The following is a 13,839-nucleotide window of genomic DNA, read 5'->3' on the forward strand; positions in this document are numbered from 1 at the left end:
GGCCATACCGGAGGTGTCCCACCCGTTCCCATTCCGAACACGGTAGTGAAATCCTCCTGGGTCGATGGTACTTCCTTGCTTCGCTTGGAGGGAGAGTAGATCGCCGCCGGGTTTTTTATTGGCTAAATAGGGCCCGTCTTCGTGAATTGCGTGCCGGTCGCCGCGGCAGTACTCCCCAGGATATTAAAATAGGGATTATTGGGCGCGATCCGGACGCCGCCGCCGATGATCAATTCCCCCCGGACCGGATCAAAAGACAAAGCAGGATTCTCGGCTGCCGCCGGCTCGATCTGGTCCGGTATGCCGTTATCATTGCTGTCGGCGTGGAGCGAGTAGGCGGCGGCGCCGGCGGCTTGGGTCGGTTTGTAGACCGCGCCGGCGACCCGGGCGTACTGTGCTTCCGCTTTCTGCCGGAAAGCCTCCCGCACGCTATTATTGACATTGCCGCCGGTCAGGAACGCGTCCAGGCCTTGAAAGACCAGATAGGCGTCGGCCGAGGTTTGCGAATGCGAGCCGGTCGGGCTGTAGACCGAGCCGAACTGGGCGTTGATGAACGGCGTATCCTGGACGCTGAAACAGTGGATCGGCAGATAACCGACCGTTGTTCCCAGTGCCGCTTGTTCCGGCACGATCTGTTCTTCCATGTAGCGGTTACGCGGTCCGGAATGATAGGCGTGCGTCTGGAAAGCGACGATATTTTCCTCTTTGGCCGCCAGATGGCGGCCGACGGCCAGCGAAGCGTCATCGGTCGTCGAGAAAACCTCGATGGTCATCTGGAAGGGGATCCCGTTCTGCCGGTATTCGGCGCGTTGCTCCGCGGGCAGGTCGTTGTAGGCCTGGCGGGCCTCGCCGGTTAAAAGCTCCGGGCTGATGCGGCGCTCCACGCTGATCCGGAGCAGGGCGGGATCGCTCTCGTCCGGATAGGCGATGCCGGTCACGGAATATCCCTGGTCGCGCAAAGTCGCCAGCGGGCCGACCGGGCCGCCGATAAAACGGTCGCCCAGGCGGATGAAACGGAGCAATTCGCGCGGCGTCAGGTTGCGGCGCAAATAAGCCTGCGCGTCGGTTTCGCTTAATCCCTTCAGGTCCTTCTTGAGCTGGGCGGCACGCGCTGCGCCCTCCGGGGTGCTGGTCGCGAACACGTATTCCGGATGCTCGGTAAAACGGCTGATCAACCGGCCGGTTTCCGGCTGTTCGTCAAAGGAGCCGGGTGAATGGAAGCCGACGCCGGCGTCCCGGTCCGGCGCGACCGCGTAATAGCCGGTCAGCGGCTCTCCGGCGGCCAGGGTTGTTTGGAAGCGGCCGTAGAAATCGGCCGCGGAGGCCGGTTGGACGACCGCCTGGCCGACATTGCCGCTCAGGACCAGCTTGATCTGGCTCTGGCTGGTCGCCACTCCCCGGCCGCGCGAAGCGTCAAAGACCAGCGTTAACTTTTCTGTTTGCGTGCTGACCGAACGGGCGAAAACGTCAGCGCCGCGCACCGTTACCGCCCAGGAGCGGGTGGCCGGATCGTAATTGATGTCGGCCAGTACCCCCCGGTCTCCCAGCATAACCGTGACCGGCCGCCGGGTAACGCGCAGGGTCACGGACGAAGTCGGTGACAATTCGAGCTGGGCGGGCAGGGTGCCGATCGGCGCGTTGGACTGCCAGAGATAGCTTTCCAGTTGAGCGAAAAACGGTTGGTCTGCCGGTGCGGCGCCGGCCTTCTGGGCCAGAACCTGGCTGACCAGGAACGATCCTTTTTCGAACAACCGCCCGTTCTCCAGCGCTTCTTCGATAAAATTGATCCCGCTGACCGACGGATCGGCCGTTAGGCAGCGCCGGTAGAGCTCTTCGTAAAAGGGGAGCTGGCCGCGTTGCGCGTTCAAGCGGGCGTATTGGCCGCCCGGCACGATCCCGGTTTCCCGGGCAAAGCCGTCGTAGAGCGCCAGCGCGGCGCTGAAGTGGCCGGTGTTGATCGCCTGGGCGGCGTCGAGTTCGGTCAGGTACCATTGGGCGGCGGTAACGACGTCGGCGGGAAAACCGTTCTGCGGGTCGGCCGCCATTTGCAGGACCGAGCGATAACGGGCCAGCTCGGCGGCCGGGAGCGTGCCGTTCGGCAAGGTCTCCATGACCAGGGTGCGGAGCGGCGCGATCAGCTGGTATAACCGGAAAGGATCGCTCCCGCCGTTCTCCTGGAAGAGGTATTTACACGCTTCGGCCAGGTCGATCAGGCCGTTGCGGTCGAAATCGTACTTTTCCTGGTAGCCGCTCTCGGCCCCGCCGATCGCCCCGTCGCCGTTCTCGTCAACGGCGTTGAGCCGCTCGAAATAACCCTCGGTCGCCACTACGCTGCTCAGCTGCAGCCGGAACATCTGGAGATAATTCTCCCGTCCCTGGCCGCGGAAATAGCGGTAGCAGAAACGGCTGGCGCCGAGCGAGCCGGCCTGGTCGAGAATGATCCGGAGATATTCGGGGTTTTCCGGCAGGCATTTTTCCAGCAGAGCGGTCAGTGCGCCGTTGCGGCCGGCGCCGTCGCTCAGCGAATCGGCGTAGTTCACGACGGCGGTGGCGTAATCGATCGCCTGGTCCAGATCGCCGGCGAGCTTATGCTTGAGGAAGGTTTGCGCCTGCTGGTTGAACCCGTTCCGGTCCAGATACGCCCGGAATTCGGTGGGCGAAGCGTTAGGGCGCAGGCCGTTGCCGGCCGCTGACGCGCCGGATATCGTTTGATTATTGACGGGTAAAACGGAGCTCATCAGATGGCCCTCCCTTGCATATATATCGTGCCTGGCGGGCGGTAACTTGTGCCGGTAATTCGCCTGAAATTTTACCGCAAATATGCCGAGAATAATGAGCAGGGATATGGGAAATATGACTTTACCACCGATCACCATTAAAGGAAGAGTGGAGCTCGATCCAAATCCTTATGAAACGGCGCTTGACCGCCCCGTTGCCAAGCAGAACGACAGTACGCCGACGGAGGTCCGCCTGGACGGCCAAAAACCGGGTAAAACGCTGAAGCTCAGCCACGCCGATATCGGACGAAAACTGACGATCACCGGCACCCCGGGCCGCGAACTGGTCGTTTCCGTCGACAATGACCAATTCTACGCCACTCATCTTTTGACCATTCCTCAGAACGGTAAGCTGGAAATCGCCTTCGGCGAGATCATGCAGTATATCCCGATCGGACAGAAAGTCGAGGTCTCATTTTACGACGGGAATAAAACCGTGCTGGCATTCCGGGCGCAGCGCCTGGTCGCCGATTTTCTCCCCGATCCCAATAAACTGGAACGGGAGATCACCCCGTTTTACCAGGAGGTCGCAGCCGACTTGCGGGCCGGTAAGCCGTTGGTGATGGAGGCGCATGTCGTCCTTTGGGACTGGACTTTTACCGGCGCGGGCAAGGGCTCCAGTTGGGCCAACGGACGCAAACCGGAGACCAATCTTTACTGGGGGGCCGGCTACGGCCTTTACACCATGCTGAAAAAGGACAAGCAGTGGGAGCTGGTCAAGGATGAGCCGAGGCAGGCCGTTTTCCGCCGGGCAATCAAGCCGTCCGGCCAGTGGAAAAATCTCGGCGTGACCGAACCGTTCACCGCTTACGTCGTCCTGGACATGCACTATGCCAACGAGATCGTCGGCGGTTATCGCGCGTTTGCCGAAGACCTGGTCGGCAGCGAACCAGAGCCGATCGCCTTGCCTGACGGCAGCATGATCGAAGCGGGCGGGCAGAGCCGGGTGATCGGCCTGATCGGGCACCTGGATCTCGACGGGGGGAGGGTGGTCAAGCAGACGGTCAGCGCGCCGCCGGCGCAGAAAAAGGCGGTCTTCATGACCACCTGTCTCAGCGCCCAGCAGTTCGCCGACAGCGTCGTGACCGACAACGTTTATCCGCTGCTGTTCAACACGCAGTACATCGCCCCCGAAGGCTACACCTTCCTGCCGCTTTTCCAGGGGGTCGCCGAAGGGCGGTCGGCCAAGGAGATACTGAACGCCGCCCGCAGCGGCTATCAGCATTACCACCAGGACGTTGCGATCCCGGCGAACTTCTTCGTCAACGCCGCGCGCGGCCTGACCAAATACCTGTATGTTTACGAGGGCGACAGTGACGGCGATCAGGTCCAGGACCGGATCGATCCCGAGCCGTTCCATAAGAACAAGTCCGAATGGGCGGGCAAACGCCTGATCATTTACCCCTCGACCGGCGAACGGATCGAGATCAATACCTCTCCTTATTAACCCGATTGATTGAAATTTGCCCTGGCAACGCCCGAAACACTTGGGGACAGTTATGGGCGATATTATTAACAACTTGCCAGCGGTCGGACAATCGGGCAATAAGCCGGGGCCAGGCAAACCAAAGCTTGACGCTGATCTTGACGGTATTAAACTCTCCGGCCTGATCAAGGTCGATAATTCCGACCTGCGCCGCCAGCTCAACCTGTCCGGCCCTCCCGGTCAGGAGATCGTGGTCCTGATCGAGAACAACCAGTTGGACAAGGCGGTGCATTTCCGGCTTCCCACCAGCGGCCGCCTAACGGTCAATTTCGCCCAGATCATGCAGCACATTCCGCTTGGCACCAGGACGAAATTGTTTTTTTACGCTAATTTCCATCAATTCAAAAGTTTGACGGTTGAACGGAGCGCCATGGATTTGCCGGCCGATCCGGGAAAGGTCCGGCGCGATATCACGCCGCTGTATGAAGAGATAGCCGCCGACCTGAACAGCGGTAAACCGCTGGTGATCGCTACCCACGTTATTCTCTGGGATTGGTCGTTCACCGGCGCCGGCCGCGGCACGCAGTGGGCGATCGGCGATAAAGCGGACACCAACATCTACTGGGGGGCCAGGTACGGGGTTTACACGATGTTCAGGAAAGATCACGACTGGCAGCTGGTCGGAGAGAGCGACGGGCAGGCTGTCTTTAAGAGGAGTTTGAAGCCGAGTTTGGAATGGCGGACGCTCGGCGTGAACAAACCTTTTGACGTTTACGCCGTTTTCCATGTTCACCACGCGGCTGAACTCCGTGAAGGATACGCGGCCTATGCCAGGGACCTCTTCGGAACGGAGGCGGAAGCGATCACGCTGAATGACGGCACGGTCATTACCGCCGGCGGGCAGAGCCGGATCGTCGGTCTGATCGGCCACATGGACCGGCGGAGGGGGGAGGAAGCGATCCTGACGGAGCGCAGAGTCCCGTTGACCATGAAAAAAGGGACTTTCATGACGACCTGCCTGAGTGCGGAAAGCTTTGCCGATCTGGTAGTGGATAATGACATTTTTGGCCTGCTGTTCAACACCCAGTACATTGCCGCGGAAGGTTACACTTTCCCGCCGTTCTTTGATGCCACTGGCCAGGCGGCGCCCGGGAAAAAACTGGTCGCGGAGGCCCGTGCCGGCTACCAGCAATACCATCGCCAAACCGCGATCCCGGCCCGTTTTTTTGTCAATTCGTCGACCAGTTTAAACGAGCATTTATTCCCCTACGAAGGGGACCAGGATAATGATGGGTTGTCAAACCGGATCGATCCTGAACCATACGATGTTAATAAATACGATAAGAACGGCGAAAATATGATGATATTCTACACAGATGGTTCCCGGCTGGAGATCGCCCCGCAACCGTAGTCTTTTCCCCTAAAACAACGCAAGAAAGAGCCCTTCCAACCCGATAGTAATGTTAAGAGAGACCTATGAGCTCCACTGCAATTAACAAGACCAATGCCAGTGTGCCCCAACAGGCGGATGCCGTTCGGAAAGGCGTTTTGCCGCAGGGGGCATCGCTGCAATATTTTACCCGCTATTTGAAAGCTTACGGCGTCGATGGCAGTGTGACCGGCTTTGTTAACCAACTGCCGGAAGGCCAGGATTCCGAGCCTTATTTTGACGCGGTGATCGACGCCGCTACTTCAAGCCGAAAAGGCGATCCGGCCGAATTGCTGACCAGTGCGTTGCGGGCGACCAAGAATCTCTCATTGCTCCGTTACGCGTACGACCGGTTGAGCGACCAGGCGGCATACCGGCAAAAGTTCCAGGATGTTTTTGGTTTCTTCCCGATCAGCCAGACCGATCATTTCCGGCAGGCCGGCCTGACCGATACCGATCAGAACGGCGTGATCAGCCGCGACGAGCCGGGCTACAATCCAGGCGTCGACCGGAACCGCGATAATGTCCTGGATATCTCCGAACTCTTTGCCTCCCAGGGGGCGCTTAATGATCCGGCCTCTTTTGCCGCCGCGGTCAATCCGCAGCGGAGCGCGATCATGACCGGCCTCAGCCGGAGTTACGATGTTGCCGGGGAAGGGGTTAGGTACCGGAACATGCTGGTGCTGGTCGCGAACGGCAATTATCCGGAGCCGGTCAGGGAGAACGCGCAGTGGCTGATCGCCGAATACGACGCGGAGATCGCGATCGACAACGGCGATTTTACCGGCGCGCTGGCGATCTACCGGAATTATGCCGAAGAGACCGGCCAGGAGCCGGCCGGATATTATCGGGCGCTGGCGGACAATGAGCAGCAGCTCGGTTTCCTGCAATCGTACTATGCCTATGCCCAGGAACACGGCCAATCGAGTTGGGCCGGGGGGGAGATGGGCGGCGTAGAGTTCATATTGGGGACGGTTTACAATGGGAAGTTATTCGAGCTGGCAAATTTCAATCCGCTCGCGAAAGGTTTCTTGGACCAGCCGGGGACGCCGGCCGAGTATCGGCAGTATTTCTGGCACGAGGGGAGACAGGCCCACGTGAGCGGGTTATCTTCGACCGACTTGACCCCGAGCTCGGTCGTGCAGTTTACCATTGACCAATTGCCGAGCAATATTACCGTGAACGGCATCTCGATCTATCAATTGAACGGTTCCGATCCCAATCAGACGATGAGCGTCCGTTACAACTTGACGGAGCAGGCCTGGACGGTGACTTTGCCGGCGGCTGACCTCTACGCCCGGCCGAATGCCGGAACAGCAGAAGTGAAGTTCGGTTGGGGGGGTGGGCAATCAGTAGCAGTAGCTAACCTAACCTTAGAGTATCCGGACGGGGCGGCTCCTAGCCAGCCGGGCACCTTGCAGAACTGGTATGAAGATAACGCTTTCCCTGCCTTAAGGAACGGAGAGCCGATCAGCTGGAATTTTGTCGTCGCGCCCGATGGCGACGACCTTACCTCTTTTGAGGCCTTAAGCGATTTCCGGACGTCCGGAGTCTCTACGGGGTTGATCCTGCAGCGGTTTTTCCAGCATCCGGAGTTTGTCATTGATCCAAACTCTCCCCGCGGCCGGCAGATCGTCAGCGACTTAAGGGCCAAACGTAACGATCCCGACGCGGTTGAGGATTACGTGGATACGCAATTGACCGATCAAGAAAGGCTCCGTTTCCTCCGCCTGGGCGACCAGTTCATCGGCGGCGGGATGAGCGCACTCCAGTATCTGGAGGCGGAGGGTTTTACCTACGATCAGTCCGACATCCAATATCCGTCGGAAGATGACCCATGCCTGGTCAGGATCACGGCGACCAAGTACATCCCGATCGGCGAGCTGGAAGGCCCGATGAAAGAGTTCTTTGCGCAAAATCCGGAGCTGGCAGAGCAATATCCCGACGGCGTACCGGTCAGGATGACGGTCGAGTTCTATTCCACCACGAGAGATGCGGACCTGGCGGTGGGCAGACACCTGGCGGCGCGGGAAAATACCGCGTTCCAAACTCATGCTTATAAAAGCGACCTGAACAACCAGCACGACATTGACGCCGGTACGATCCCTAATGAGCCGGAACAAGAAACGGTCGGTTTTGTCCGCGGCGGCTGCCATGCCGGGATGTTCCCGATCAGCGATACCGCTCAATTCGGCGGCGGGATCTATTACGCGCCGTTGATCGATGCCCCTTACACGGGAACGGCCCACTTCCTGATCCCGGAAAGAGAAGTTTTGGCGATGGCGCGCGGGACAGATCCATATCAAGCAGCGGCCCAGGCCTACGAGACGGTGGGTTCGACCGGCCAGTACGGCCGCAACGATCCGAACCGGGTCTACACCGAAGTTACGGACAGGAACGGTTCCGCTTACCAGCGCTTCAGCGCCGATAATTCCGTGATCGCCACTTTAACCGCCGGGCGGCGGACAGTTTATAACCAATTGGACGGCAACGTCTACCTTGTCAGCCTGACAGACCAGTCTGACCGGGTCACGATCAACCCCGGGAATCCTTTCTACGGCTATTTTCTCAATCAGCTCGGAGCGGCTGGTGAGCGACCGGCAGCTGAACCGCAGACGACGGTTGCCCGGGATTCCCGGCCACAGGCGACCCCGGCGGTCGCCACGGTCAGCACCCCGACCGTTAACGCCGTATTTTAAGCGCCGGCCAATTCGGTTATTGTTAATACCCCCGGTTTTTGCTAAAATCAGTCTATCTTTCCCTAATTGGAGGAATGACTATGACCGACCGCAAGATATTGCTCAGCGAAAAGGAAATGCCCCAGAAATGGTACAACATCGCTCCGGACCTGAAGACGCCGCTCGCCCCGCCGCTGCACCCGGCCACGCATAAGCCGCTCGGCCCCGAGGACCTGGCGCCGCTCTTCCCGATGGGCCTGATCGCCCAGGAGATGTGTCTCGACCCGATGATCGAGATCCCGAACGAGATCGTCGATGTCCTGAAACTGTGGCGGCCGACGCCGCTGGTCCGCGCCCTGAGCCTGGAAAAAGCGCTCAAGACCAAAGCGCGCATTTATTACAAGAACGAAAGCGTCTCGCCGGCCGGTTCGCACAAGCCGAACACCTCGGTCGCTCAGGTCTATTACAACAAGCAGGAAGGGGTCAAGCGGATCGCCACCGAGACCGGGGCGGGGCAGTGGGGCTCGGCCCTCGCTTTTGCCTGCTCTTTGTTCGGCCTGGAATGCCAGGTCTACATGGTCCGCGTCAGCTTCGACCAGAAGCCGTACCGGAAGCTGTTGATGCAAACCTGGGGCGGCAAAGTTGACGCTTCCCCGAGCAAGTTGACCAAATACGGCCGGGCGGTGCTGGAAAAGGATCCGGGCAATCCCGGCAGCCTCGGACTGGCGATCTCGGAAGCGGTCGAGGACGCGGTCGGCCGCGACGACACCAAGTATTCGCTCGGTTCGGTCTTGAACCATGTGCTGCTCCACCAGACGATCATCGGCCTGGAAGCGATCGAGCAGTTGAAGCTGATCGGCGAAAAGAACCCGGACGTGGTGATCGGCTGCGTCGGCGGCGGCAGCAACTTTGCCGGCCTGGCGTTCCCGTTCCTCAAGGACAAGCTAAAGGGGAAAACGAACCCCAAAGTGCTCGCCGTCGAGCCGATGTCGTGCCCGACGCTGACCAAAGGGCTTTACGAGTACGATTTCGGCGACATGGCCGGCATGACCCCGCTGGTCAAAATGTACACCCTCGGCCACGATTTCATGCCGCCGGCGATCCACGCCGGCGGTTTGCGCTACCACGGCATGGCGCCGCTGGTCAGCAATTTGGCCAAGGACAAGGTGATCGAGGCGCGCGCTTACCACCAGAACGAGTGCTTTGCCTCGGCCGTCTTGTTCGCCCGGACCGAGGGGATCGTCCCCGCGCCGGAAAGCTCGCACGCCATCCACTGCGCGATCGACGAGGCGAAGAAGGCGAAAGAGGGCGAGGTCATCATCTTTAACTTAAGCGGCCACGGCCACTTTGACATGGCTTCCTACGATAAGTTCTTCTCCGGCCAGCTGGAGGATTACGAGTACCCCATGGAGCTGATCAAGGAAGCGTTGAAGAAGGTCCCCAAAGTCTGATAGAATAGAAAATCCCAAAGTTCGCTGCCGAGGGCGGTTAGCTCAGTTGGTAGAGCACGCGACTGATAATCGCGAGGTGGCTGGTTCGATCCCAGCACCGCCCATTCTTATTTCGCCTGTTTCCGGAACCGCTCGATTTCTTTTTCCAGCTCGGCCATTCTTATCTCGCGGCCTTCGATCGCTTTGCAGAAATCTTCCAGCTCTTTGACTTTTTTATTCAGCTCCGTTTCGGCCTGCGCGCGGCTGGTGACGTCGATGACCGTGATCAATTCGGCTTTTTTCCCTGCCCAGCTGGTCTCAACGATATTAAGCACGCCGGTCCCGGTCCGGCCGTTAGCTAATTTGATCGCGATCTCCGGCAGGTGCTTGTCGGCCAGGGGCGGAACAAAGAGCTGGCCGAGGAAATCTTCCCTTTGCCGGCCCAGCAGCTTTTCGCCCTGAGCGTTGATAAAACAAACTTTTTTCTCCTGGTCCAGGACGAGCAAGCCGATCGGGCTTTTTTCCACGATGTTGTAAAAAGCTTCACGGCTGGCAAGCAGGGCGGTTTCCGCATTCCGGCGCTGTAGAATAACAGCCGCCCCTTTGACAAAAGCTTCGATTGCCGGACCGTTCTTTAATGTTGCGCCGTTGGGCAAGAGGATCGCTACGTCGCCCAGTAATTTTCCCTGCCAGGTGATACCGATGACATAAAGCGCCCCGATGTTCAGCAGTTTTTTAATAGAGAGCCAGACCGGCGGCGGGATATCGACGGAAAGCTCCTCGATGCCGCCGGTGATTTCCGTCAACTTGCCGGCCTTCAGTATCTCTAGAATTTCTTCCTTGCCTTGGAACGGCATTTTATAGGGATCTCGGCCGAACAGATCGATGGCCGGCTGGAGCGACTTGCCCAGACCGACGATTGACCGGGCGAACAGACAACCGGAAGCTTCATCGTATTCAGCGGTCCCGATGATCGAGTCACGGATGAATTGTCTGAGATTGTTGGCGATAAAAGCGAATAGATCGGCCTCCGTGGGCAGATCCATCAGCTGTTCGGCGGTGCGGGAGAGGAACAGCAGCCGTTGTTCCGATTCTTTCAGCTCGCCTTCGATCCGTTCATGAGCGTTCAAGGCGGTTTGCAGTTCCCCGGTCCGCTTCGTAACCTGTTGTTCGAGGGTGGAGGCCAAGAGAAGATTCTCCAGCAGCAGCCGGCTCTCATTGGCAAAGGTGTTCATTAATTTGAGATCGGCCGGAGCGATCTTCTCCTTTTGCGAAATAAATACGGCTATCCCTTCTACTTGCCCGTTGATGATCAGGGGCATACTGGCGATCTGTTTGAGCTTCAGGAAAAATTGCACGGCCTGAAACGCCGGTTTAGGCAGGATATTTTCAATCGCCGAATCAATATCAGAGATTGATAAAACCCGGCCCTCAACGATCGTTCTAATGTATTTATTAATATCGGGCTTATGCTTGAACGAGAAAAGGTCTCGACCGGCGACCAGTTCGCCGGCTTTGATCGCTGATCTTAGCAAAGGTTTGTTCATGCCCCCCATTGCCCGGAAATGGAAGTAACCGGTTTCCCGGTCAAGTAGGGACAAAAGAACGAGCGGAACGTTGCACAGGTCGGTGGCATCGTCGACGAGCTGCTGTAATTGCCGCAGAACAGACTGATCCTTTGTTTCGCCCGTGAAAAATATCATGCCGTTATTATTCCGCCTGTTTCCGGAGCCGCTCGATCTCTTTCTCCAAGCTGGCCATTTTTATCTCGCGGCCTTCGATCGCTTTGCAGAAATCTTCCAGCTCTTTGACTTTTTTATTTAGTTCCGTTTCGGCCTGCGCGCGGCTGGTGACGTCGCTGATCGCGATCAATTCGGCCTGTTTCCCTTCCCAACCGGTCTCAACGATATTGAGCGTGCCGATGCCGGTCGAGCCGTTGTCCAGCTTGATCGCGATCTCCGGCAGGTGCTTGTCGGCCAGGGGCGGGACAAAAAGCTGGCCGAGGAAATCTTCCCTTTTCCGGCCCAGCAGCTTTTCGCCCTGAGCGTTGATAAAACGGACTTTTTTCTCCTGGTCCAGGACGAGCAAACCGATCGGGCTTTTTTCCACGATGTTGTAAAAAGCTTCGCGGCCGGCAATCAGCGATTCTTCCGCTTTTTTGCGCTGCAGGACGACCGCTGCCTGTTTCACGAACGCTTCGATGACCGGCGCGTTCTTCAGCTCCGCGTCCCGGGGCAGCAGGATCAGCACGTCGCCCAGTAATTTGCCCTGCCAGGTCAAGCCGATCGCGTGGACCGACCCGATATTGATCAGGTTTTTGATAGTGTTCCAGACCATGGGCGGGATATCGACCGAGAGCTTGGTCATGCCATCTTCGACCTCGACCAGTTTGCCGGTCAGCAACATTTGCCGGGTGGCTTCATCCCCTTTATAGGCCATTTTGCTGGGGTCGCTGCCGAGCAGATTGATGACCGGCTGCAGGTACTTGCCCAGCCCGGCGATGGAGCGGGCGAACAGGCACTGCGACTCGGGATCGTATTCCGCGACCCCGACGATCGCTTCGCCGGCCAACTGTTTGATATTCTCAACGATATAGGCGAACGGATCGGCCTCCGCCGGCAAATTCAACAGCTGCTCGGCGGTGCGGGAAAGGAACCGCAGCCGCTGTTCCGATTCTTTCAGCGCGCTTTCGGTCCGCTCATGGGCGGCCAAAGTGGCTTGCAGTTCCCGGGTCCGTTCCGCGACCTTTTGTTCGAGAGTGGAGGCCAAGAGAAGATTCTCCAGCAGCAGGCGGATCTCGTTCGCAAAAGCGTTCATCAGTTTCAGGTCCTGGGGCGTGATCTCCTTCTGTGAAATAAAACCGGCCATGCCCGCCATTTGCCCGTTAACAACGATCGGCAGGCTGGCGATCTGTTTGATCTTCAGGAAAAATTGGGCGGCCTCGATGGCCGGTCGGGGCAGGAGGTTCTCGGTCGCCGAGTAAATGTCGGTGATCATCAGGGTCTGGCGCTCAACGATCTTTTTCACGTAAGCGTTAACGTCGGCCGTATGCTGGTAGGTCAGAAGCTTGCGCCCGGCGATCAGTTCGCCAGCCTTGATCGCGGTTTGGATGAACGGGTTGCTAATGCCGCCCAGCGCCCGGAAATGGAAATAACCGGATTCTTTGTCGAATAATGAGATGAGGACGAGCGGAACGTGGCATAAGTCGGTGGCGTCATCGACGATCTGCTGTAACTGCCGCAAGACCAACTGGTTCATTGTCTCGCTCATGAAGCATATCATAGCAATTGCCTGGGGGGAGAACAAGCTTGTTTGTGGCCGGCCCCGGATGCTACAATGATGAGGAGCGGGGGGCCGTAGCTCAGCTGGGAGAGCGCTAGATTTGCATTCTAGAGGTCAGGGGTTCGATCCCCCTCGGCTCCATATCTCGACTTCGCTCGATATAAATAGGCCTAAAGAAAGGAATAAACAATGATCTTGCAGATCTTCCCCAAGAAAGTCGATTTTTTCGCCCTGTTTGAAAAACAAGCCGCCTGCGCGGCCGAGGCCGCGCGGTATTTTAAGGAAGTCGTCTCGGCCGGCGTTATGGGGGAGACCGAGGTGCAAACGATCCACGCGATCGAGCAGCGGGCCGACGACGCCGCCCACGCCATCATCAACCAGCTGAACAAGACTTTTATCACCCCGTTCGACCGGGAAGACATCCATTCGCTGGCGATCGAGCTCGACGACGTGGTCGACATGCTTTACACCATCGTCAGCCGCCTCAAGGTCTATAAGTTGGACGGAGTTAATCCCAATCTGGTGAAGTTCGCGGCGGTGATCGAGGAGTCGGTCGTGGCGGTGGAAAAAGCGATCAGGGGGATGCGCGACCTCAAGCACCTGCAGGCGGTATCCGAGACCTGCGTCGAGATCAACCGGCTGGAGAACATCGGCGACGCGATGCGCGACGATATGCTGACCGACCTTTTTGAGAACGAAAAGGACTTTATCGCCGTCCTGAAGTGGAAAGAGATCTACCAGGAGTCGGAGACGGTCCTGGACATTTGCGAAGACGTTGCCCACATGGTCCAATCGCTGCTTTTAAAGCAGGCTTAAG

8 protein-coding genes, 2 tRNA genes and 1 rRNA gene are annotated in these 13,839 nt (G+C 58.2%); 8 read left to right on the top strand and 3 right to left on the bottom strand.

Annotated elements, in window-relative coordinates; translation table 11 throughout:
* A 5S ribosomal RNA gene (gene rrf / locus WC529_08265) occupies nt 1-112 on the top strand; the annotation flags it as partial.
* Between the two features lie 10 nt (nt 113-122).
* Here the strand turns inward: rrf and WC529_08270 are convergent.
* Nucleotides 123-2,738: a hypothetical protein gene (locus tag WC529_08270; GenBank protein MFA5114273.1), complete on the bottom strand. Its 2,616-nt coding sequence runs from the start codon at nt 2,736-2,738 to the stop codon at nt 123-125.
* Nucleotides 2,739-2,853: 115 nt separating this feature from the next.
* Between WC529_08270 and WC529_08275 the strand changes: the two genes are divergently transcribed.
* From WC529_08275 to WC529_08295, 5 genes are all read left to right on the top strand, one after another.
* On the top strand, nt 2,854-4,224 hold the full coding sequence (locus tag WC529_08275) for a hypothetical protein (protein MFA5114274.1): 1,371 nt from the start codon (nt 2,854-2,856) through the stop codon (nt 4,222-4,224).
* 73 nt (nt 4,225-4,297) lie between these two features.
* Entirely contained in the window at nt 4,298-5,614 is a 1,317-nt protein-coding gene (locus tag WC529_08280; GenBank protein ID MFA5114275.1) for a hypothetical protein, read from the top strand.
* Nucleotides 5,615-5,679: 65 nt separating this feature from the next.
* Nucleotides 5,680-8,331: a hypothetical protein gene (locus tag WC529_08285; GenBank protein ID MFA5114276.1), complete on the top strand. Its 2,652-nt coding sequence runs from the start codon at nt 5,680-5,682 to the stop codon at nt 8,329-8,331.
* Nucleotides 8,332-8,411: 80 nt separating this feature from the next.
* Nucleotides 8,412-9,761: a TrpB-like pyridoxal phosphate-dependent enzyme gene (locus tag WC529_08290; GenBank protein MFA5114277.1), complete on the top strand. Its 1,350-nt coding sequence runs from the start codon at nt 8,412-8,414 to the stop codon at nt 9,759-9,761.
* A gap of 31 nt (nt 9,762-9,792) precedes the next feature.
* A tRNA-Ile gene (locus WC529_08295) sits at nt 9,793-9,865 on the top strand.
* 3 nt (nt 9,866-9,868) lie between these two features.
* On the opposite strand, the gene WC529_08300 is transcribed toward WC529_08295, so the two are convergent.
* Entirely contained in the window at nt 9,869-11,443 is a 1,575-nt protein-coding gene (locus WC529_08300; GenBank protein MFA5114278.1) for a GAF domain-containing protein, read from the bottom strand.
* Between the two features lie 7 nt (nt 11,444-11,450).
* Complete coding sequence (locus WC529_08305) at nt 11,451-13,010, bottom strand: GAF domain-containing protein (GenBank protein ID MFA5114279.1); 1,560 nt, start codon at nt 13,008-13,010, stop codon at nt 11,451-11,453.
* A gap of 80 nt (nt 13,011-13,090) precedes the next feature.
* Between WC529_08305 and WC529_08310 the strand changes: the two genes are divergently transcribed.
* A tRNA-Ala gene (locus WC529_08310) sits at nt 13,091-13,163 on the top strand.
* A gap of 48 nt (nt 13,164-13,211) precedes the next feature.
* On the top strand, nt 13,212-13,838 hold the full coding sequence (locus WC529_08315; GenBank protein ID MFA5114280.1) for a DUF47 family protein: 627 nt from the start codon (nt 13,212-13,214) through the stop codon (nt 13,836-13,838).
* Nucleotide 13,839 lies beyond the last annotated feature (1 nt).

This window comes from Candidatus Margulisiibacteriota bacterium, from assembly GCA_041650855.1.
GTDB lineage: Bacteria > Margulisbacteria > WOR-1 > O2-12-FULL-45-9 > XYB2-FULL-48-7 > JALOPZ01.